Source organism: Paenibacillus xylanexedens (genome assembly GCF_007680605.1).
Lineage (GTDB): Bacteria > Bacillota > Bacilli > Paenibacillales > Paenibacillaceae > Paenibacillus > Paenibacillus xylanexedens_B.
The window spans coordinates 686,712-710,086 of record NZ_VEIO01000001.1 but is presented as its reverse complement, the minus strand read 5'-3'; the positions used below and the strand labels follow the sequence as shown (position 1 = coordinate 710,086).

Below are 23,375 nucleotides of genomic sequence, written 5' to 3'. Positions count from 1 at the left end.
TATAGGGATCATTGTTTACTGACAGATGCTGTTTCATCTTGCAGTCAGGAGGAAAGCGCTATGAATGAAAACATGCTCTTGCAAGTACAGTCCAGACTTATCGGTGTATCCGATATGATGTACCAGCCACTTCAGATTGGATCCGTTTCCTGTACCGTGCTCTATATTCAGTCCATTATTGATAACCAGGTGCTACGGGAAGCGATTGTCAAACCATTGCTTGAAGCGGCTGTACGAACCGAGGTCGGCTCCGACTTCATCAGCCGGATCGTAAGCGGGACTTTTTTTTCAATTGAAAATAGACTCGCGGATACTGCGGAACTTGTTGTGAATGACCTTGTTTCCGGGAATGTTGCATTGTGGCTGGAAGGCATGTCAAGCATGCTTGTTTTTTCTATACCTAGCTATCAAAAACGTTCTGTTCCCGAATCCACGAATGAGGTCGTTGTTGTTGGCCCGCAAGAAGCTTTTATCGAAGATATCCAAGTAAACATGTCGCTGTTACGTCATAAAATCAAACATCCTGATCTCAAAATGATTCAATTCAACATCGGGAAATATACAAAAACCGAAGTATATGTCATCTACATTCAAGGACTGTGCAAACCTGATATTTTGGAAAATGTGTTGACGAGTCTAGGCCAAATCAACATGGATAGCAGCTTGGGGGTGAGTTATCTCTCGGAATTTCTCGAAGATCATCCACTCTCTCCTTTTCCACAATATCAATATACGGAGCGGCCCGACTCGGTTGCGGCCGCTTTAGTTGAAGGACGGATTGCCGTAATGCAGGATGGTACTCCCTTCTCCCTGCTTATTCCGGTTACGTTTTTCTCTCTAATGCAGTCATCCGAGGACTATTATCAGCGGTTTCATTCCGCTACGTTTATTCGGCTGATTCGTTTATTGTTTGCCATTGTCGCTTTCTTGCTACCCTCAGCCTATGTGGCGGTCACGACTTTTCATCCGGAGATCATCCCCACCAACTTGTTAATTACCATTGCATCGGCTAGAGAGAATATCCCGTTCCCGGCGCTGGTTGAAGCACTCCTGATGGAAATTACGTTTGAAGGGCTGAGGGAGGCGGGCATACGTATTCCAAAGCCACTGGGGCAAACGGTATCCATTATTGGCGGAATCGTGGTGGGCCAGGCCGCCGTTCAGGCTGGTATTGTCTCTGCACCACTAGTCATTATCGTCTCGATTACGGGTATCGCCTCTTTTATCATCCCACATTTTGAGCTCGGGCTTGCTTTCAGGTTGCTGCGTTTTCCAGTGTTGCTTATGGGCGGTACACTTGGTTTATTCGGGGTGGTCATCTCTGTCTATTTGATCTACTGGTACATGGTGAGTCTCCGCTCATTCGGCGTTCCCTACATGCAGCCCTTTGCTCCTTTCGTCTTGCGAGATCTCAAAGATACATTCATTCGTGTCCCTTGGTTCCGCATGAAAAAAAGAACTCAGGCTTACACGCCGGATAATGAACCACGGCAGGATACAACATGAAAAACATCAGAGTGACGAGAACTATTCATACCCAGAGGTGGTTACAAAAGCTCGGACTGGCCTGCCTATTTTGCTTCATCTGCACCGGGTGCTGGTCCAAAGTAGAAATTAACGAACGCACCTTTATAACCACGCTTTTTGTTGATACCACAGACAATCCAGGGGAGATCGAGGTGACTCTAAGCATGCCCCTCCCCAATCGTTTGTCTCCCGAAGGAAGCGGAACAGGTAAAGCTCCTTATGCATCGGTTTCCGCAACCGCACCCACCATAGCTGATGCCATCGAGAAAATTCAAACGGATTTAACGCGGAAAATTTCATGGGGGCATACTCGTGTAATTGTCTTTGGACAAGATTATGCACGCGAGGGTATTGATGACACGATGGCCTGGATTTCACGCCAGCCGCTCTTTCATCTAAGCAGTTACGCCATGGTTGCCCAAGGCAAAGCGAAAGACATTTCCGATTTGACACCTGTTTTTGAGGAAACCCCCAGCGATGTATTACGCGAGTTTTCCACCGAGGAAAATTTGTTAAAGACACAGATGCTGAACATCCTTGCCGCTGACAAAATGAATCAAGGCTTCGCCGCATCCATGTTAGACTCCCGGATAAAACCTATGGCGAGCGAGGAAGGCGAAAGTAAAAAATGGGTCAGCCAGATTGGTGGCGCTGTTTTCAGGCAGATGCGTATGGTTGATACGCTGACAGAGCAAGAGGCTCGCGGGGTGGCCTGGGCTTCGGAGAAGCTGGATACATTGGCACTATCCGTGCGTACCCGCAAACAAAAGGCCAGTATGTCACTGTTTGATATGAAGTCCAAGATACAATGTGAGCTCCGGAATGGCGAGCCCTTTTTCACCATTCATCTTACAGGGAAGGCTGAACTGATCTCCGTGATTCCCGTATTAAAAGTAAAAGATGTCCTCAGTGTTAAGGATATCGAACAAGCCGTCAATGAACTGATCACTGCTTCTCTAACCTCTGCGTTGCATAAGGCGAAGCGTCATGGGGCGGATATCCTTTCGCTTGGATATCGGCTTGAATGGGGGCATCCTGCAACCTGGAAAAAACTTCGTCCTGTCTGGAACCAGTATGTTAAAAATGAACTGCAGTTTGATGTGCACACCGCTGTTGACATCCAATTTGTCGGCTCAGAGTCCAGTTTCTAGAAGTATACAGTGAATAGCTGGCTTGGCTCTTTCAAGGAGGTTTGATCTTGTGTTTGCTGTCTTGCTCTTCGCGGGCCTGTATTTACTGGATTGGCCTGCTGTTAAAACGAGTAAAAAATCCGTAAAACGATCCTATGTTGCCGTACTTACGCTGTTCCTCGCTTGGAACACACTGGCATTGCTTTGGCCGACCTGGCCCAATCCCAATCAAGTACTGTTGCTGTTATTCGGATGGGTTGACCATCTTATGTTATAAAGAAAGGGGAAACAGCCGTGAATCACCTTACCTCCGGACAGGCATACCGTTTTATGTTTGTGTACCTGTACTCCGAGCCTGTGGCTTTTCTTCTGCAGCGATTGTTCAAAATGAGCGGATATCAAGGCTGGATTTCCACCATTGGTGGGTTTCTAATTAGTTTGATCCTTCTCATGTTCACGTATCGTTTGGGTTCTCTCTACCCTGACCGAGCTTGGCTCTCCTACGGTGAAGAAGTGGTCGGCAAAATGATACATCGTTTTTTCACCAGTTTAATCGCGCTGTTATGTCTGTATCTGCTCTCCATTGATGTGGAGAACTTCATCATCTTTTTGCAGTCCATGTACTTGCCCCAGACACCGATCTGGCTAACGTCCTCCATCACCCTACTGTGTATTTGTTTGACAGCACGTTCAGGACTGGTAGCGATCGTTTTTATATCTGAGGGCATATTTCTGGTTCAGCTCCTCACCTCATCCTTGTTAATGCCCTCTGTGGGAGGCGGAGGTAACCCGGAAATTTTGACAGCTATGGCAACTCATCATGACTGGTCCGAAATTTTTATGGGCTCTATCTCCACTATGCCGTGGTTCTCTGAATGGATGCTGTTTCTATTCCTCGCTCCTGCTGTCGCATTCAGGCGTCCCATGTTTACGAGCATGGTGTGGGCAGGATGCACTGTTGTCATCTTTATTTTGTTCTTCTGGGTGTTTATCCTGATGAATTTCGGTCCTTATGTGGCAGCGAGTCTGAGGTATCCTTTACTGGAATTGGTTCGTTTTGCACGATACGGTGATTTTCTGGACAACCTTGATCCTGTTCTGATCGCCATCTGGTCAACAACGATGTTTACACGCAGCTCTTTTCTGTTATACGTCTCCTCGGTTTGTCTATCCAGCATCAGCGGCGTACGGCAAAACAAGTCCCTCACGTTTATTATTGCTGGGACGGCTGCCGTCATTGTGATGCAATATGCCCGAGACACAGCTGCCTACGAGCTTGCAATCCGCTCCTACGCCATACCGGCTTTCACCCTGCTTGTGGAATCCATGCCCATTGTATATGTTGCCGTCTACTGGCTCCGATCAGGCAATCGTAAAAAAGCGACGAAAGCCTCGCCGGCCCCGTCGCCATAACGATATGATTTTAATAGGTTTCTGAATTCATCCGCTCTTGAGCAGGTTCTGATTCAGGGAAAATAACACCCTTTTTCAAAATGAGGTTCGCGTATTGAGCACGTTCACCCGTTGCAACAATGACATACGCTTTAGTGGCACGATCATAAAAATCAAAACGATCCTCGTATTCGAGGGCATCTCTCATATCCTCGTATTCCTCAATTAACCGCCGGTAATCTTCCCAGATGATCGGAATGACCGGATCACCTTTAACGACCTGCATGACAGCGGCCGGTCGATCTACATACGTGTCCAGCGGAAACAATTGTAATATGGCTTCCAGCAGTTGCACCGTCCCTACGCCATCACAGCGTACTATGCGCTGAGCATGACTGGCTCCAGGGAAATTCGCATCCGTTAGCACAAGTTCGTCTCCATGTCCCATTTCGGACATGAGTTTGAGGAGTTCAGGCGGAAGGATCGCAGGAATATTTTTCAGCATCATTAAACGCTCCTTACATAACAAATTTTTATTACTTTGGAAGCCGTTTCATCTTTATTCTAGCAGGATTTTTTACGCTTTGCATCGTTATACTCTGCCCCTGTGGCGCAACAATTCCCTTTGACAAAAGTACTTGTTCCACATATAGTTGTTATAACAACTATATGAATTTTAGAGATATTTTCTACGGAAGCGAGGTTCATCCATTCATGGATTATTCTTTGGAGCAATCTGTCGGATTCATGCTCGGACTCACCCACCGCAAAACAGCTGCTCTTCTAGCCGCACAATTCAAACCCTACGATATTACCACAGAGCAATTTTCTGTGCTTTTTAATGTGGTGCGCAAAGAAGGCGTTAACCAGAAAGAAATGGCAGGATATGTGTTCAAAGACCAGCCTACCACCGCACGAATCATTGATTTACTGGAGAAAAAAGGCTGGGTCGAGCGCCGCACGAGCGACCAGGATCGTAGAGCGTATCTCTTGTACCCTACCAAAGAAGGTAAAGCATTAATCGATGTCCTTGTCCCGATCGAAAGAGAAATGAATAAAAAACTTGCTGAAGGTATACCCGATGACCAGATGGAAGCATTTAAACATACTCTTTCCCTCATTAATCGCAATCTGTAACTATTACAACTCAGGGGGAATGTTTCACCATGAAAGACCAATCAGCACCTGTCCGATTATGGACGACCGATTTTATTTTACTCATGTTATGTAATTTTCTATTATTCCTGCAACTGCACATGATCGTTTCACCATTACCTTCCTATGTACAGGATCGATTCCATGCCAATGCATTCCAAGTCAGCCTATTCACCTGCCTGTTTGCATTAAGCGCTATTGCGGCACGACTCTATTCTGCGAAAGCGCTGGAAAAGGGTTTCCGTAATGCGATGATCTATATTGGCTTATCTGTAGCCCTGCTTGCCACGCTTGGCTATTATTTTGCTGCGGGCATCGCTGTTCTGCTTTTGCTCCGTATGGTATTCGGTGTTGGATTCGGGCTCAGCAGTACTGCGTTTCCGACCATGGCATCTGATATTGTACCTGTTAAACGAATGGGTGAAGGCATGGGATACTTTGGACTATCCACTAGCCTTGCGATGTCCATGGGACCCATTATTGGCGTTACCTTACTGCAAGGAGCCGGATTTGTCACACTAATGCTAAGTACTGCCGGTGTGATCGCTGTGATCTATCCGCTCAGTTATAGCCTGACACGTAAAAAAGTAGCCAAAAAAAAGACGCCCCAGACTACTTCGATGCAACCATCACAACAAGAGCAAGCGACTCGCGATGTTGCCTCTGTTTCAGGAGCCAACCCGGTTTCCAAAACAAAGGCGCCTTTTAACCGGAAACTGATCCTGCCAAGTGTACTGAACGGTTTGTTATCTATTACCTACGGGGGATTAGTTGGGTTTATCGTTTTGTATGGCAAAGAAGCGCATCTTGCTAATCCAGCGCTGTTCTTCCTGTTTAATGCACTGGCTGTTCTAATGGTCAGACCGTTTGCCGGTCGCATTTACGACAATAAAGGCCCTAAAGCTTTATTGATTCCTGGGGCAATATGTATCGCACTTGGACTTATCACGCTATCCTGGGCAACGACGATGCCTATCCTGTTTGTGGCTGCTTTTATCTATGGTATTGGATATGGCTCGATGCAATCATCCATACAGACCTGGATGATTCAGGTCGTCTCCCCTGCTCAGAGAGGGATGGCGAACGGGATGTTTTTGAATACACTTGATTTTGGCATTGCTACGGGTGCACTTCTGCTCGGTGCTATCGCTTCGTTGACAAGTTATACGGAAATGTATCGCTACTCCGTTTTATTTATGGCATTGTTCCTGCTGATCTATCTCATTCAGGGAAAACGAAGTGGCAGTTTCCAGATTGAAACACATCCGCTTTTATCTCACACACATATTACGGCAACGGATAGTGCTGCTTCACATGATACGAATGATCTACAAGCAGAGCCTGATAAAAGAAATTAACAGATCATTACGTTGAATTTCACAATATGTATTTCCCGGATTTTCACCTAATCATAGGTGTTCATAAAAATAAAAATATCTACACTAACAACGTCACCTGTGATGATGTCAGTACAAAAACGCGTTTACGTCTGGCAAGCAGCTACTCTGCTTTCCATGGCGTAAACGCGTTTTCAATTTTCCCTTTAACGCAAGGGATCATTCCATGTACCCGTCAGTAAGGACTTTTTTTGCGGCGCAGTGGCGAAGGTCTGTATCCTTGATCGGTTTCACTTTCTTGCACACGCCTTTTGCGTAGCTTATCATGACCGTCTTCTTTCTCTTTATTATCATGATTGCCTTGTTCGTCTTGTTCACCCTGCTTCTCCTGATCATCCTGCTTAGAATGACTGCCAGAAGTAGGCTCTCCTCTCTTCTCTGGCTTAACCGCCAGCAATGTGAGCAAACCCCCGACAGCACCTGACGCAGCCAGAATGCCAAAAAGCAAAAAATGGTGAGAACCAATCAACAAAGAAACAATGGGTGGACCGAGCGAAACGCCGATAAAACGCATGCTGCTGAACAGGGCTGTAATGGTCCCACGTTGCTTTTTGTCTACACCTTCTGTAATCAACGTGTCGAGACATGGCAGTGCAGCACCGATACCTGCACTCCCTAGGGTGAACAATCCCACCACAACGTAAATATTATCGAACAGGCCGATAATCCCCAGCGATACCGTTACCAAGGCTAGTCCGGCAAAACCGAGCCATTTCATGCGTGATTTATTTTTACCAATCCACTTGCCTGCCAAAAACGAAGCAAGACATAACGATGCCAGAGGGATGGCCAAAACCAATCCTTTGACTACACCTTTGAGCGCAAACTCACTCTCCAGCGTTTCAGAAAGATAATATAAGACGCCAAAAATAAGAAACATACAAATTCCACCGATCGCAAACAAAGCGTACAACCAGCGTCCCTTTACTTTAAGAACATCACGGATAGAAGCAACAAATTCCGAAAATGTAGGCGGTTTTTCTTTCCTCTTCGGTGTTTTCACCAAAAAAACCACGAGTACAAGTGAAATAAGGCATAGTACTGGAATCGCTAAAAACGGCGAATACCACAACCATACCGCCAGCGCAGCACCCAGAATCGGACTAAGCACTTTGCCAAAGGTGTTTGAAGTTTCAATAATACCCAGACTTTTGCTAACCTCATCTTCATTCTTGAACATGTCCCCCACCAGAGGTATGACAATCGGAAATGCGCCTGCTGCACCCACTCCCTGCAAAAACCTTCCCCCAAGAATCGTCCAATAAGCTATATTTCCACTCATGAACCATGCAGCACCCCCTGCAACAGCCCCTCCAACGGCTGCAATGACAAGACTGGGGATAATCACGGCTTTCCTGCCGAATCGATCCGATAAATATCCTGCCAGCGGAATCAGCAGAATGGCCACTACCGCATATACCGTAATCAGCATACTGACCTTGAATGAAGATACCTTCAATTCCCGTTCAATCTGTGGCAAAATCGGTATAAGCATGGAGTTTCCCAATGTCATAATGACAGGGATAGAAGCAAGTGCGACGAGGTCCCACTTTTTATCAGACATACCCTAACCACCTTCGCGGATTTTACACACAACAGCGTTATTGTTGGTTAATCTGGGGGTGATTATTCAGCATATGTCAAAATGGATAGGTTCCATTAGCGGAATTGTCCGATCTTCCACTTTTCCAACAAATCCAGCGTACGCTCCTCAAATATCCGGCCATCTTCCGGTTGGTCTACCTGATGCTGATGAACGTAGGCGTTAAAGTAAGATGACAATAGACGATACGCAAGCCGGCGTGCTTGCCCTTCTGGTGATGATTCTAGGGGACGACCGTAACCTGCGTGAAATGCGGCAGAATCCGTGTTGAGGATGGCCTCATATTCCCGATCGGCAAACATAGAGCGGTCTCCATCGATAACAGCGGCAATGCTCATTTCCCCTTGTTTACCGTGCACGAGCACATTTGCTGCCCATAGATCATTATGGACAAGCACTGGTTGCTTGATTTGATCAAAAAGAGCTTTATTTTGCTCGAAGATTGCCGTAATCTTTTCCCCTACGCCAGGCATAAACCCGATTTGCGCCGCCTTTTTACTTGTTTCATCGGCTATGGCCAACAACACCTCAGACCAGTGCTCCGATCCGCGAATCGTACCATCCGCCTGAGGCCAACCGAATGATACTCCTTTGATCCGATGCATTGCGGCTGTATATTTGCCTAATTGAGTATACAAATGAGTCTTGTCATTCTCTTCAATGGACGCATGATCGAGTTGCACGCTTGGGATAAATGCCATAAACATATAGGTTCGCGGAACATCCCGAGCGCTGTCCTCACAAGCCAGCACTTGCGGTGAGGGAATGCCTGCTTTGCGGTAATACTCATAGATCGTTGGTTCGGCGGCCATCATCGTGCGTTCAAACGAAAATAACGGATCACGCTCGGTTAGTTGCTCACCCTTTTCATTTGTCGGTTGCAGTGGTTGTATATACTCCGGTGCAAGGCGCAAAATGACGTCCGTAATCGCCGTATGCTCCAGTTGGATGCGATATGTCGTATTAAACAGACCACCCTGCAACAGTCCAAACTGTTTTACGACAACGCGATCTCCAAAATGTCGATGCACCAGTGCATGTAACACTTTCGCTGATATTGGGCTATGTAAGCCCGAATGTTGTTTTTGATCTTGGTTCTGATTTGGATGCTGTTGGTTATCGGAGTGTTGGTATGCCATATTGTATTCTCTCCCTCTTTATCTTTCCATTCTCTCCTTGAATGAACTATATCCATTTATTTTGTATAAATAAACAAAACAGACGGCGCCTTCAGGCACCGTCCCTTTATGGTCTATTCTAACAGGTTACAGCTCGATTGTAAGTTTGCTTGTACCTGCTGATGCCGTTACGATAATGCCTTGCTCGCCAGCTTCTTGTGATCCACCATCCACGCCGGATACGGAATCAATGCCCCGAAGCACGATTTTCCATGGCTTGCCTGCACCTTCAGCACGAACTTCCAGCTTCGAGCCGTTACGTGTGACGGTCACTTGCAACTCACGCTCAGCACTTTGATTTACAACGACAGCTTGTGCTGTCTGCCCGTCGGCAAGTTCAAATAAATGCAGCGATACGTTGTCCGCAAAATCATAATCCGGCTTACTGTCTACCGCACCTACCGCAATCAGACTGTTCGGTTTGATCATCATTGGCAGTGTTTTGAAGTCATGATTTTCACTGATCCAGCGCCCACCTTGAACTTTTACCCCTGTCAGATAATTGGTCCATGTCCCTTCTGGCAGGTAATAACGAACGAAACCTTCTTTGTTGAAGATCGGTGCGACCAGGATAGAATCTCCGAACATGTACTGTAAGTCAAGTGTCGCACAAGTCGGATCTTCTGGATATTCCAGCACCATCGCCCGCATCATTGGCAATCCCTGTACAGAGGACTCTACCGCGGAATTAAACAGGTACGGCATCAAACTGAGCTTCAGCTTCGTAAAATCACGTACTACATCAACAGCCTCTTCATCGAACAACCAAGGCACACGATACGATTCGTTTCCGTGCAGACGGCTGTGGGAAGAAAGTAATCCGAACTGAACCCAGCGTTTGTATACGTCAGGCTCTGCAGTCGCTTCAAAACCGCTGATGTCATGGCTCCAGAAGCCAAACCCGGAGAGACCGAGCGACAATCCGCCGCGCAGTGATTCTGCCATGGACGAATAGTTGGACGAGCAATCTCCACCCCAGTGCACAGGGAATTGTTGACCCCCTACGGTTGCCGAGCGGGCAAACAAAGCGGCTTCATTTTTACCCAGGTTTTCTTCAAGCACATCAAATACCGCTTTGTTGTACAGGAAGGTGTAGTAGTTGTGCATTTTTACCGGATCGGAACCGTCATAATATACAACATCGGTCGGAATTCTTTCGCCAAAGTCGGTCTTGAAGCAGTCCACGCCCTGGTCAATCAAACCTTTCAGCTTGTCTTTGTACCATGCAGTTGCCTCTGGGTTCGTGAAGTCCACAAGCCCCATGCCCGCCTGCCATTTATCCCACTGCCATACACTGCCATCCGCTGTCTTGACGAGATAACCTTTTTCCATGCCTTCATCGAACAGAACAGATTTCTCAGCAATATACGGGTTGATCCACGCACAGATTTTAAGTCCCTTTTCCTTCAACCGTCTCAACATGCCTTCCGGATCAGGGAACATATCTTTGTCCCATTCAAAATCACACCACTGATACTCCTTCATCCAAAAGCAGTCAAAGTGAAATACGGATAGTGGCAGATCACGCTCAGCCATGCCATCGACAAAATGATTAACGGTCGCTTCATCATAATCTGTCGTAAACGAAGTCGTCAGCCACAAACCAAATGTCCATGCCGGCGGAAGAGCCGGTTTGCCTGTGAGCTTGGTGTAGTTATCCAGTACCTCTTTCGGATTAGCGCCGCCGATTATGAAATATTCCAGCGTCTCGCCCTGCACGCTGAACTGTACTTTCGATACATTCTCGGAAGCGATCTCGTAGGATACCTTCTCAGGATGATTGACGAATACACCGTATCCTTTGTTCGACAGATAAAACGGAATGTTCTTGTACGCCTGTTCACTGCTTGTACCGCCATCCTCATTCCAGATATCCACAACCTGGCCATTTTTCACAAACGGAGTGAATCGTTCACCAAGGCCATAGACATACTCGCCCACACCCAGCTCCAGTTGTTCCCGGAAGAACGTACCTTCTGTTGCTGACTCAATGTACGCCGGACCTCTCCAGCCGCTGCCAGTTAGACGCTTTTCATTATAATGGAAGCCGATATCCCAGCCTTTTGTTTTGTTCACGGTTACACGCAGGTTTCCGCTTTTCAGCTCTGCACCGTTCTCATCCTTCGCAATTTGCACATCGGTATTTAGCGTGTTCAGTGCAAACTCGGGGCCTGGGTTAACTTTTCCCTTATGGTGGTTCAATTGCACACGAATAACATCAGGCATGGGGGAGCTGTAGGTTGCTTTGAGCAACGTTCCGTTAAGTGTATCGCCTTTGCGCTCGATGCGTTTCGTTGCTGCATATACAGTAAAGGAATCACCCTTTTGTACAATATCTCGAATATCCGCCGGATTTTGAACATGATATCCATCACGGATCTGCCAGTAGCCATCGGTAAATTTCATCTTGGATTACCCCCTTCGGTTATACTATAATGATATTGATATCGATAACGAATTTCTTCTTGTATTTTGACCTTTTATATCAGTATTTTGATATTCGGAGCGTGATTTCTGCGAATTTCCAAAGTGAATTGCAAACGATTACATCTATTTATTGCATAAGGAGGTTCCATAATGGAACGGGAACATTTACGGGAAGATCGAATTCACGGCAACGCCATGTATCCGGTCAGTGTATACCCCGACATTCAACAATTGAACGGGGACAGCATTCTGGATTGCCACTGGCATGATGAGATGGAGTTTACAATGGTGACGCAAGGCTCTGCTGTGTTTCAAATTGACATGAACCGGGTTGAGGTGAAGGCCGGAGAGGCTGTTTTTATTCATCGAGGTGAAATTCATGCAGGATATCTGATGGGCGATGAGCCTTGTATATTTTCTTCCGTTGTGTTTCATTCGGATCTACTCGGTAGTCATACGTTTGATGCGGTGCAGGAGAAGTTTATCGGACCTATTTTGCGAAAAAGTATACATCTCCCCTATCACATCACAGCTGATGAAGCTTGGGGTTCAGAAGTTCTGGCCTACCTGAAACGCATCTTCGCAGATCACGCGAGCGGGACAGACACCTGTGAGATATCCACGAAAGCCTATCTCTATCTCATGCTTGCTCGCATGTTTGAACAGCGGAAGGTGCTTCCGCTCAAAAGTACGGTTAACGGGGGCACACCGGATAAGATGGAGCGTCTAAAATTAGTGCTCCGTTACATTCACAAGCATTATCCTGAACCGTTGAAGCTGAAAGACCTGGCGGATGAAGCCAATATGAGCGAGGGACATTTCTGTCGTTTTTTCAAAAAGTTGGTGCAGAAGAGCCCTGTCGATTACATCAATTATTATCGGGTACAGCAGGCTTGCGTACAGCTGGAGAATACGGACCATAAGATTGTTGATATCGCTATGGATGTTGGATTCGAGCATTTGAGTTATTTCATTACTACCTTTAAGAAACACAAGAACACTACACCGTCTCAGTATCGTAAAATATTTTCCGAAAATATGACACTGGTGCCTGTTACGTTTACAGAAACTTTGCTGGTTTAACAAAGGAATGAACCACATCGGGCGGTTACCATTGATGAGTTTTTGATAGAATACACGTGTACAAGATCAACAAAAAGGTGCCTTCAGCACGTAAGTTACAAGCACCTTTTATTTACGTTAACCTCTATTGTTTCGTGGCTTGCTCTACTTTCTTAACGTCTTCCATGAAGAATACTCATGTACAGAAAAACCATTAAAGGAAGTGTGGGCACTCGCCATCTTCTCCACCAGCTTCAACTGTTCCTCCATGTAGGCGTCTCCCTCTTCGTAAAAGGTAATAAAGTCGCCTTCCTTGCTTTGCTTCGTTTCCACCGCAATCGATATTTTCTTACCTACAGAAGCCGCATCGATAAGTTCATCCTTTGCCACATTGTAGATGGCGGCAGCTGTATCCCGATAAGCCATAATCGTAATGGAATCAAATTTGCGGATCATCCAGCTACTTACCGCCATTGTTGAACCCGGAATTTTGTAATTGTCCAGCCAGAACGGCAGATCAGCGGCAACAGGCATCTTCATACGCGCAGCACGGTCTACAATATAATTCACATTTCCCTGCCACTGCGTAATCACGCTGGCTTGATTGATCTTCCACTGCGGATGCACATGAGGTTCAATGTCCAGATGAATACCTGCAAATTTCTCATTAGCCAGTGCCTGTGCCTGATAAGCTTCAATCCAGTCCATAAAGGAAGCTATCTGTTCCCTGCTTTCAGTCAGTCCCCAAGCCGAACGTCCGTCCATGATATCCACAGCGATATTTTGCCCCCGTGCAAGACGGATAAAGTTCTTATATTCAGGGATTTTAATATCCCGGTTCATCTGCAGATAGATCGTATTAATGTTGTTGGCCTTAGCAAAAGTTAAAATATCCTGCGCATTATTTCGGATTTGAGTCGTATCCCACACCCACGTCCCCCGCACAGGGCGATCCAGCTTGCCATGTATTGTGGCATAACTGTCTACCGGTTCTACCGAACCTACCGCATCAACTCGGGTAGAACAGGCTGTGCTTAAACACAGCACCAGACAACTCATCAGCAGAATAAAACGAAGTTCTTTTTTGGTTTTCATATTTGTACACTCCCTTGAAGTTATGGCAGCTCTTACGTATAAATCCGGGTGAAAGGATGTCGTTTAGGATTCATTTTTTGCATGATTACGGAAGTTTCATGAATTTAAACTGCTTTTATACGCAACATCACCTTTAAGACTCACGACGAAAGAATCATATAACTTATTTCGGGAATTCACAGTTCTGAATATATAGTTCAAAAGTCACAAAATTTAATGTTGTATGTAAAAAATCAGAATTTAAGTTACGACTTCAGTCTATATTTCCTTTTAACACTTCGATTCCGTAGACCTAGAAAGCGTTTTCTTTCTCCAAAACAAAAAACCGCCCGAAGGCGGCGAGGCTTGCAATGAAACATTGATATTTATTCATCGATAACTCTCATTTGATGCTTTACCTGTATTTTACCTGCTTAATCCGCGTTCGGTTCATCAAACAAAGAGACCCGTTCAATGCCATCTGCAGAGATGCGTACCAGCCCGATGTCAGACAAACGCAGTTCAGGAATAACGACCAGCGCAAGTAGCGATAACGTCATAAACGCATTGTTCAACGTACATCCTGCCGATTGCAGTGCTTCGCTGACTGCTGCCGATTGTTCCGCTACCACTTCGAAGGGTTCCACCGACATCAGACCGGCGATCCGGAGAGGAAACTCCGTCACACCCGCATCTGTTACTACAGCTACACCGCCCTGCATACGAATGACACGATTACCGGCGTCTGCCATAAGTGCATCGTCATTCCCGATGATCAACAGATTATGACTGTCATGAGCTACCGTCATGGCTATCGCTGCTGGCGAAGTGAACCCGATCCCACCGACCAGCGCCACTGCGCGATTTCCGGTTTGTTTATGGCGTTCCAGCACGGCAATTTTACATACCTCACCTGCGGCAGGCAGAACCACCTTGCCTCCTTGCACATGCACTTGTACATGCTTCTCCTTCGTTTCCACATGATTTTCCGTCACATGGATAATGCGTGCGCCTATAGTACCCTCGCCAATGGGTGCAGACAATTCCAAATCCTGTGGCTGGATGTTTGCTTCCAGCTTCACCGTATTGAGCGCTTCCTCAGGATAATTGAACGTATCCCACACGGCTGTCATTTTACCGTTCTCGGCGACAACTTGCCCTGCTGCAATCGTTGTGCCTACACGGACATCCGCAAGGCGTCCGTCTAACAAAATAATATCGGCCATGTTACCCGGAATCACCGCTCCGATATCACGCGCCACGCCAAAACGTTCTGCCGTATTAATCGTAGCCATCTGGAATGCCGTAACGGGCTTCACGCCCTGAGAAATGGCAAGTCGAACGACAAAGTCCATATGACCCTCTTTCAGCAAAGATTCCGAGCTGCGATCATCCGTTACCAGCATCATTCGCCGAGTATCGAGTCCAAGCTCCGTACATGCTTTAATCGTCTCCGCGACATCATGCCATGCAGAACCCTGCCGCATCTTCGCATACATCCCCAGCCGCAAGCGCTCCACTACATCTTCTTTCGTAACACACTCATGATCTCCTGTCACACCGCTGGCCGCATAAGCAGGCAGACGCCAGTCGTCCGAGGCCCAGGTAAAATGTCCATCTGCCACTTTGCCAGCGCGCAGCGTCGCTTGAATCTCCCCAATCATGGTCTCATCCCCGTACACCACTCCAGGGAAGTTCATGACTTCACCAAGGCCAATCATATCCGGTCCCCATGATAGTGCCTCTGCTACCTCTTTCGGCCCAATATAAGCTCCTGTAGTCTCCAGCCCTGGGTGAGTGGAAGGTACGCATGAAGCTACTTGCATATAGGCTGCCATCGGTGTAGTACGTGCTTCATCGAGCATGAGCCGTAGTCCTTTAAGCCCAAGCACATTGGAAATTTCATGCGGATCGAAGAATCCGCCTGTCGTACCGGAAGGCAGGACAGCTCTTGCAAACTCGGATACTTTCATCTGTGTGCTCTCAATATGACAATGACCGTCTAACAATCCGGGAGCAATATACTTCCCATGTGCTTCAATAATTCTGGTATGTTCTCCAATGGTATGACTTACATCTCTGCCAACATACGCAATTCGTGCCCCTTGTACAGCGACAGACATATCCGGCAAAATTTCTCCTGATATCACGTTTACCAAAGTACCGCCCCGAATCACCAAAGTTGCCTTCATATCTCCTCGGGCTGTAGCGACCAGATCCGGTACACAATCGGCCATCAGCGGCCGTTCAAAAGCTGTTGTTTTCAAATTACCTGCCTCCTTCGTTAGATCACCTGTTCCGTTGCCTGTTCACAAAATTCAAGTATTTTGTACCTCATGCAATGAATTTTCCCCTTATCATGCAACGCTCAAAAAAAATAGATTGTTACGATTATATGAGTCTGAGCTTCGTGTGTAAAGAAAAATTACATCTATTGAATACATGCACAAGGAGATTCACCTTATTTATCAATAACAACTAAGATATGTCTGCATATGTCACTATTGTTAGCAACTTTCTCTTCATAGCATACACAAAAAAAGGCCAACCAGAACATGTCTGACTGACCTCATCTTGCAAGAGTATTCACCGCAACATATCGCTCGGAGATTAGTGCTCTTTTTACTCCACACGAGTTGCAGGGATGTCTTTCAGCTCGTACCACGCTTCTGACTGTGAAGTGATGAATGGACTTGGTTTCCCTAAGGAGTATACATGCAGTAAATGCATCGCCCGGGTACAGGCGGTATAGAACAGCTTACGTTCCTGCTCACGGGAATAGGCATCAGCGGAGCCATTATAGATTAAGACTGCGTCAAACTCCACACCTTTCGCCAAATAAGCAGGGATCACGTGAACGCCATGTTCAAAAGCCAGCGTTGTTTTTTTGATCAGCTTAGGCGCAGTATTCAGCTTTTGACTTAGTAAGGCGTGAACTTCCTGGCTCTCTTCTGCCGTCTTGCAGATGACCGCTACGGATTCATATCCCTCCTGCATCAGATGATGCAGATCTGCCGTAATTTGCTCCATATGCTGCTTTGGATCAGAGGTCACGATGACTTTAGGTCTCTCTCCATTTCGGTTAAACGGGATGATCTCCTCCCCACCAGGAACCATGCCACGCGTAAATTCCACAATCTCCATCGTAGAGCGGTAACTGCGCGTCAGCACAATAACTTCTGTGTTCTCTGGCCCGTATAAGTCACTTAATGGTCCAGTGCCGCTGAGTACGGATGAATGGGCATAAATAGCCTGGTTAAAGTCACCCAGTGCCGTAATTTTCGCGTGTGGAAACAGTCTCTTCATAAAAGCAAGCTGGAAGGCTGAATAATCCTGAGCTTCATCAATAATGACATGGCGAATGTTCGAATTAATATGGAATCCCAGCAACAGTTCGCGCAAATACAGGTACGGCGTAATGTCCTCATAAGCCAACTCCTGGATCTTTAATCTGCGTAACGTCATGGTCGAGATTTCTTCCCAGTGGGCAGGCAAAGACTCCCTGTCAAGCAGACGAACCATCTGTGCCTGATCCTCGAACAGGTTTGCATACAACTGACGGACATCCACAAAACGCAGTGATTTGATCCATTTGCGCAAAGGCTTCAATCGGTCACTGACCACCATTCTCGCCAGAATCTCTCTTTCCTGCTGAAAATCATCAAATGTATGGGATTTGCCTTTTTGTTTACGTTTCAAGCGTTGATATGCGCGCTGTAAATCTTCCGGTTCCATCAGATCAAGTTGCTGATCAACCCAAGCTGCATTTAGTTCGCCTTTACCAAACGTCGAGAGTTCCTTCAGCAACCAATCCCTCAATAGTTCCAGCCGGCTAACTAACTTGACAGATGAACCGAAGCTGTAAAATTTCGCTGCCATCGCTTCCGCATCGACAATCGCCTTGCCCTGAAAACGAACCGGCTTGAATTTCATGCCTCCGGTCAACATGCTTTCTTTATAACGTGTAATGACTTTCAAAAATGATGCAGAGGACTTGAACCGTATGCTGGACATTCGTGCATCGTAACCAGGCTCCTCCGTTCCTGTAAGCACATATTCCAGCTGTATAAATGGATCTTCAAGCTGATATTCCCGTCCCAAACGGCGCTCCAGATACTCCTGAAACGTCGTCTGCAACATATTCTCTTCCCCGAGCTCTGGAAGTACCGTAGATACATAACTGTTAAACATCGGATTTGGTGAAAAAAGAACCATCTGATCCGCTTGCAAATGCTCGCGGTATTTATAGAGAAGATAAGCGACTCTTTGGAGAGCGGCAGAGGTTTTCCCGCTTCCTGCTGCGCCCTGAACAATCAGCATACGTGTCCGGTCATTACGAATGATCCGGTTCTGTTCTTTCTGGATCGTTGCCACAATGCTCTTCATCTGTGCATCAGACGTTCGGCTGAGCACAGCCTGAAGCAATTGATCTCCGATCGTTACCCCTGTATCAAACATGAAACGAATACGCCCATCCCGAATAACAAATTGACGTTTCATTTCAATTTCTCCACTAATCTCGCCGCTTGGGGTACGGTAAGAGATCGGTCCAGGTGCACCATCGTAATACAGGTTGGAGATCGGTGCACGCCAGTCATAGATCAGGAAGGACTCCTCCTTCTCATCCAGCAGGGATGCAATGCCCAGATAGATACGTTCCGAGTCCGGGTATCCATCCTCCTTGAAATCAATCCGTCCGAAATAAGGCGAATGATGCAGTCGTTTCATTTTATCCAAAGCCGCAGCTGTATTCAGATGACTTCGTTCACGATCGGACAAAACCTGCGATTGTTGCCGCATACTCGTCGACGTCTCCCCGACATCGTCGGCTTCACTAAAGTTCATCGTCACTTCATCCCAGAAGTCCTTACGCATCCCGACTACTTCGTCACGGAAGGACCCGACCTCTTCTTCCAATGTAACGATTTTGCGCTCAATCTGATCAGTTACGGTATTCACCCGCTCCTGTTCCTGGCTCCACTGTTGCTCATTACTCATATGTTATGCGCCTCTCTTTCCCCGGATTGTGTCTTCGAATATCCATTTGACAAGCCCGAAAAGGCAATGGTATAATTATTAGAAAGTAAACATTTTAATTTTATGTTAATTAATTCTAATTTTCTGAAAACCATTTTATATTGTACCAGTGACAACGTCCCGATGCAAGCGGAGACGTTTTTTGTTATTTTCGCTTGTGTCTTCCTTGCGTTATGTGATTTAATCCGGGAGTTTTACCTCGTCACACAGTATTACCCACATATAGTATTACTCACATGCGCATTTCCCTCTAAATTCTCAAGTCATCGATAGTTGAAGTCCAGCGTGCCAATGCACCCGTCTGATCTTTTAGTTGAAACGTAATCCCTGACGTGATTTCTGCATAGGGTGCCTGATCGATCCGTATATGAACAATGTTACACTCATACCGATCTCGCGGGTGAGTCGTGTCCACGAGTTCGGGAAGTAAACGGACTTCAAGGCGAACATGCAATATACGCTGTCCATGCACTGCAATTAACGTAGCCTTACCCGTTTCCATCATGTTCATACTCGTTTGTGTCCCTTGCCAGAGCGCCAAGCGAAGGCAACCGGGACTTACAGCGATAACTTCTCCCATGCTGATCATCGCCAGATGCGGCCACTGTCCGCCAGTTACGGTTAGTAACTGCATCGCTTCATGTTGTTTGCTTTCCAGATCGCTTCCGCCCAACCATTCCAAGAGCTCTGCATCTAACTGCTTGATCTCCATTTCTATCCCTCAGTTCATTCATAATGGTTATCCTCTGTTGCCATTAATTCCTATCGATTCTCTTTGATTCACGTCACTAACATTCACCGATAGACCAAACAACCCGGACGCTTCTGTCCGGGCTTTATATTGCCTATATTGTATCTTATTTTGGCATCTAAGGCCATTTCAGCCAGTTTAACATGTGGTCAGGTGATTCTTTGTCTTCGTTTGAAGTGTGCACATGATCTGCCAGCCGGTTTAACCGTTCGAGCTGATATCCGTAATCGTATATAGCCGCGGCCACGATGGATAACCTTAACATGCCTTCCTTATCGACATCAAACTGCGTAATGGCCTGTTCCATAAAATGATCATTCTCGGTTACAAATTGTGCGGCCTCTTCACCATTTGGTTTGAGTTTGTCTTCGAATTTGAGCAAGGCATGCTCATGGAATTTAATCACCCGTTCGAGATGGGTATCAAAAAACAGATCCATTTCCGGTGTTCGCTGTGCCTGAAAGTAGTGACGTTCTACCGAATCCAGTACATCGTATCCTTTTTGCAAACTTAACAGCATTTGTTTATATACAACCATCTGGCGGGTCTCGCTGAATTTGGCACGTTTCATCTTCTTCTGCTCTTCTTCGAACAGATGATACTTGTCAGATAAAGACTTGATCGATCCGCCCAGATTGCTTTTCTCTTCCCGGAAAACAACCTCTTTAATCTCATCGGAAATCGATGTACGAAGCAGCAGTGACATGCCGTTAAACACACTCTGTATCTGCTTCACAAACTGCACCTTCGGTTTAGGAGGAAACACCGAGATATTAATCAGAAAGGCGGATATAATGCCCACAAGCGTTAGCAAGAAGCGATTCAGCGCAAAGTGCCAATCTCCTGAGGCTTCCATAATGGATACTACCGTGACCAGTGTCAGCCCAACCGTTTCACCCATATTTAATTTAAGACAGATCATAATAACCAGCACAATAATTAATCCTACGGCAATAGGCTCGTTGGACAGCACCATACCACCCAACAAGGCGACAATTGCACCCAGCGTGGTCGTCTGCAACTGATCCAGAAAATACTTCCACGAACGATAGATGGAAGGCTGCATGGCAAATATCGCTGCGATCGCGGCAGGCACGGGAGATTGCGGATTCAGGAACAAACTGCTCAGATATAAAGCCAGCGTGACCGCTATACCTGTCTTAAGTACTCGTGCTCCAAATGACATGGCATCTCCCTCCCTTTCCCCGACCTGTTTGTTTACGTTTGATGATGATCATGTTCATTATTACCCCATATTTGTTTTTTTGCCCGAATGAGTTCAGGAGAACGATTTATTGTACCATGAGAGGTTATGCCTTTGCATCTTCATCCTCCGAAGTCTTAGACATATTTTTAAATAAGTAAAATATTTATACCGCCACTACGAAGACAGAAGAACCATTCTTCCCGTTGCTGTTGTCTTAAACCTCAGTTATGTAAGGGATTAATCTAAGAAAGAAAGTCACCACATAGCCTTTAAAGACTTATGGTGACCTTCTATACGTTTATGCGTCCGCGCCTTCCCATTCCTGCCTGAACCGCTCCACAAACTGCACCATGTACTCATGACGTTGCTGCGCAAGTTCCTTGCCGTAGGACGTATTCATCAGATCTTTAAGCTTGAATAACTTTTCATAAAAATGATTGATCGTTGTGCTGCGCCCATTGCGATATTCCTCACGGGTCATCTGTTCCCGCGGCGGTAAGGCTGGATCATACATTTCACGCCCACGGGCTCCAGAAAAGGCAAACGTACGGGCAATGCCGATCGCCCCCAGCGCATCGAGCCGATCTGCGTCCTGCACCACTTGTGCTTCCAGCGAACTGACTGAAGCACCTTGACCACCCGCATAGGATATCGTACTGATAATGCTCACTACCAATTCGCGTGTGGAAGACTCCAGTGGCTGGTTATCCAGCCACGTGTGTAGCTTTGCCATACCGGCTTCCAAGCTGTCGTTGAGCTTCTCGTCGGGTACATCATGTAATAGTGCAGCCAGCTCACATACAAATGGATCTGCACCCGTGTGTCGAGCTAGCCTAGTAGCTAGCTTAGTCACACGCTCAATATGTGACCAGTCATGTCCATCGGAATGCTTGGAAACCTCTTCTTGCACAAAGGCACGAGCCGCACGTAGCACGGCTTCTTTATTGGTTGATTCGGAAGTCATCAGGATTCTCCACCTTCACGCGCCTGCTCACGCGGTACACGTCTAGCCACACCTGTCCGAATTGCCGCCTCGATAACACGACTACGCATGGATTTGACGACTTTATCATTAAATACACTCGGAATAATGTAATAACGTGTACGCTCTTCATCCGAGATGGAAGAGGCAATCGCCTGGGCAGCAGCCAGCTTCATCTCTTCGTTAATTTCCGTTGCCCGGCAATCGAGAACAGCTCTGAACATACCTGGGAAACAAAGCACGTTATTGATCTGGTTCGGATAATCCGAACGTCCTGTCGCCATGACTGCAACAATATCTTCCACTAAAGCAGGCATGATCTCGGGTACAGGGTTAGCCATCGCAAATACAATGGGATTGTCTGCCATCGTCTGTACGTCCTCACGCGTCAACAGATTGCCGCGCGATAAACCAATGAATACATCAGCATCTCGAATAACTTCACGCAGGGAACCTGTCTCCAGATCAGGATTAGTACGTGCCGCATATTCGGTCCATACCTCATTCTCATACGTATTCGTGCGCACGATGGCCCCGTCGCGATCCACACCGATCAGTCGCTTCGCACCTGCAGACAACAAAATATTGCTACAAGCTACACCCGCTGCTCCAATGCCGCACACGACAATTTTCACATCTTCAATAGACTTGCCAACCAGTTTAAGCGCATTGATCAGACCTGCGTATAATACAACCGCTGTACCGTGCTGATCATCATGAAATACCGGAATATCGAGCTCTTCATTTAACCGGCGTTCGATCTCAAAACAGCGCGGAGAAGAAATATCCTCCAGATTAATGCCGCCAAACGCAGGTGATATCGCTTTCACGGTGCGAATGATCTCTTCGGTATCTTGTGTATCCAGACAGATCGGGAACGCATCCACGCCTGCAAATTGTTTGAACAACATCGCCTTACCTTCCATTACAGGCATTGCTGCACGCGGACCAATATTACCGAGTCCAAGTACTGCACTACCATCGGAGACTACCGCTACAGTATTCCGTTTAATCGTTAAGGAAAAAGCTTTGCCCGGCTCCTCTGATATAGCCGAACATACCCGAGCCACATCCGGTGTGTACACACGGGATAGATCTTCCCTGTTGTGAATCGGTGTCTTTGGTGTAACTTCAATTTTTCCGCCTAGATGCAACAGGAATGTACGATCCGATACGTTAACGATGGACACGCCTTGCAGCTGGCGCACCGCTTCTATAATTTTGCTGTTATCCTGTGAATCGGTGACCGCAACAGTCAAGTCGCGCACACTGACATCCTGATTGGTCGAAATGACGTCAATGGCAATGATGTCTCCCCCAGCTTCCGAGATGGCCGAGGCCACTTCGCCAAACTTGATATCTTTCGTTGTCATTTCCAGCCGTATAATAATGCTGTTGCCGTCCAGATTTCTCTGATTCATTTCAATTCCTCCCAGACAATGAAAGTCTTAAG

Annotated in this window: 18 protein-coding genes; 7 read left to right on the top strand and 11 right to left on the bottom strand. The window is 46.6% G+C overall.

Annotated features, from left to right (window positions below; genetic code table 11):
- The first annotated feature begins 60 nt into the window (after positions 1 to 60).
- The 4 genes from FS818_RS03250 to FS818_RS03235 are packed head-to-tail and all read left to right on the top strand — an operon-like array spanning position 61 to position 4,070.
- Positions 61 to 1,506: a spore germination protein gene (locus FS818_RS03250; RefSeq protein WP_145329616.1), complete on the top strand. Its 1,446-nt coding sequence runs from the start codon at positions 61 to 63 to the stop codon at positions 1,504 to 1,506.
- Positions 1,503 to 2,678: a Ger(x)C family spore germination protein gene (locus FS818_RS03245; protein WP_145329613.1), complete on the top strand. Its 1,176-nt coding sequence runs from the start codon at positions 1,503 to 1,505 to the stop codon at positions 2,676 to 2,678. The genes FS818_RS03250 and FS818_RS03245 overlap by 4 nt, the downstream gene beginning before the upstream one ends.
- A 49-nt stretch (positions 2,679 to 2,727) precedes the next feature.
- A complete protein-coding gene (locus tag FS818_RS03240; RefSeq protein ID WP_145329610.1) occupies positions 2,728 to 2,934 on the top strand; it encodes a hypothetical protein in 207 nt (68 codons plus the stop codon).
- 17 nt (positions 2,935 to 2,951) lie between these two features.
- Positions 2,952 to 4,070, top strand: coding sequence for a GerAB/ArcD/ProY family transporter (locus tag FS818_RS03235; protein WP_145329607.1), 1,119 nt, complete (start codon positions 2,952 to 2,954; stop codon positions 4,068 to 4,070).
- Between the two features lie 10 nt (positions 4,071 to 4,080).
- Here FS818_RS03235 and FS818_RS03230 read toward each other — a convergent pair whose 3' ends face one another.
- Complete coding sequence (locus FS818_RS03230) at positions 4,081 to 4,554, bottom strand: RbsD/FucU family protein (RefSeq protein WP_145329603.1); 474 nt, start codon at positions 4,552 to 4,554, stop codon at positions 4,081 to 4,083.
- A gap of 164 nt (positions 4,555 to 4,718) precedes the next feature.
- Between FS818_RS03230 and FS818_RS03225 the strand changes: the two genes are divergently transcribed.
- Positions 4,719 to 5,186, top strand: a complete 468-nt coding sequence (locus FS818_RS03225) for a MarR family winged helix-turn-helix transcriptional regulator (protein ID WP_260984502.1) — start codon at positions 4,719 to 4,721, stop codon at positions 5,184 to 5,186.
- Positions 5,187 to 5,215: 29 nt separating this feature from the next.
- Positions 5,216 to 6,562, top strand: a complete 1,347-nt coding sequence (locus tag FS818_RS03220) for an MFS transporter (RefSeq protein WP_145329598.1) — start codon at positions 5,216 to 5,218, stop codon at positions 6,560 to 6,562.
- A gap of 214 nt (positions 6,563 to 6,776) precedes the next feature.
- Here the strand turns inward: FS818_RS03220 and FS818_RS03215 are convergent, their stop codons facing one another.
- The 3 genes from FS818_RS03215 to yicI form a co-directional block, all read right to left on the bottom strand.
- Positions 6,777 to 8,165 (bottom strand): bacillibactin exporter BcbE, encoded by a 1,389-nt coding sequence (locus FS818_RS03215; protein WP_145329595.1) that lies wholly within the window; start codon positions 8,163 to 8,165, stop codon positions 6,777 to 6,779.
- A 95-nt stretch (positions 8,166 to 8,260) separates the two neighbouring features.
- Entirely contained in the window at positions 8,261 to 9,343 is a 1,083-nt protein-coding gene (locus tag FS818_RS03210; RefSeq protein ID WP_145329592.1) for a phosphotransferase family protein, read from the bottom strand.
- 126 nt (positions 9,344 to 9,469) lie between these two features.
- The gene (gene yicI, locus FS818_RS03205; RefSeq protein WP_145329590.1) at positions 9,470 to 11,788 is read right to left on the bottom strand and encodes an alpha-xylosidase; all 2,319 of its coding nucleotides are present in this window, start codon (positions 11,786 to 11,788) and stop codon (positions 9,470 to 9,472) included.
- Positions 11,789 to 11,959: 171 nt separating this feature from the next.
- On the opposite strand from yicI, the gene FS818_RS03200 reads away from it, so the two are divergent.
- On the top strand, positions 11,960 to 12,892 hold the full coding sequence (locus FS818_RS03200; RefSeq protein ID WP_145329587.1) for an AraC family transcriptional regulator: 933 nt from the start codon (positions 11,960 to 11,962) through the stop codon (positions 12,890 to 12,892).
- Positions 12,893 to 13,036: 144 nt separating this feature from the next.
- Here FS818_RS03200 and FS818_RS03195 read toward each other — a convergent pair whose 3' ends face one another.
- The 7 genes from FS818_RS03195 to FS818_RS03165 form a co-directional block, all read right to left on the bottom strand.
- On the bottom strand, positions 13,037 to 13,966 hold the full coding sequence (locus FS818_RS03195; RefSeq protein WP_145329584.1) for a hypothetical protein: 930 nt from the start codon (positions 13,964 to 13,966) through the stop codon (positions 13,037 to 13,039).
- 413 nt (positions 13,967 to 14,379) lie between these two features.
- Complete coding sequence (locus FS818_RS03190; RefSeq protein ID WP_145332731.1) at positions 14,380 to 16,182, bottom strand: adenine deaminase; 1,803 nt, start codon at positions 16,180 to 16,182, stop codon at positions 14,380 to 14,382.
- A 385-nt stretch (positions 16,183 to 16,567) separates the two neighbouring features.
- Complete coding sequence (gene helD, locus FS818_RS03185; RefSeq protein WP_145329581.1) at positions 16,568 to 18,943, bottom strand: RNA polymerase recycling motor HelD; 2,376 nt, start codon at positions 18,941 to 18,943, stop codon at positions 16,568 to 16,570.
- A 289-nt stretch (positions 18,944 to 19,232) separates the two neighbouring features.
- Positions 19,233 to 19,694: a pyridoxamine 5'-phosphate oxidase family protein gene (locus FS818_RS03180; RefSeq protein ID WP_145329578.1), complete on the bottom strand. Its 462-nt coding sequence runs from the start codon at positions 19,692 to 19,694 to the stop codon at positions 19,233 to 19,235.
- Between the two features lie 157 nt (positions 19,695 to 19,851).
- Positions 19,852 to 20,919 carry an FUSC family protein gene (locus tag FS818_RS03175; RefSeq protein WP_145329575.1) on the bottom strand — a complete coding sequence of 356 codons (1,068 nt, stop codon included), beginning with the start codon at positions 20,917 to 20,919 and terminating at the stop codon, positions 19,852 to 19,854.
- A 319-nt stretch (positions 20,920 to 21,238) separates the two neighbouring features.
- Positions 21,239 to 21,904, bottom strand: coding sequence for an HD domain-containing protein (locus FS818_RS03170; protein WP_145329572.1), 666 nt, complete (start codon positions 21,902 to 21,904; stop codon positions 21,239 to 21,241).
- The gene (locus FS818_RS03165) at positions 21,904 to 23,343 is read right to left on the bottom strand and encodes an NAD-dependent malic enzyme (RefSeq protein ID WP_145329571.1); all 1,440 of its coding nucleotides are present in this window, start codon (positions 23,341 to 23,343) and stop codon (positions 21,904 to 21,906) included. The genes FS818_RS03170 and FS818_RS03165 overlap by 1 nt, the downstream gene beginning before the upstream one ends.
- Positions 23,344 to 23,375: the final 32 nt, after the last annotated feature.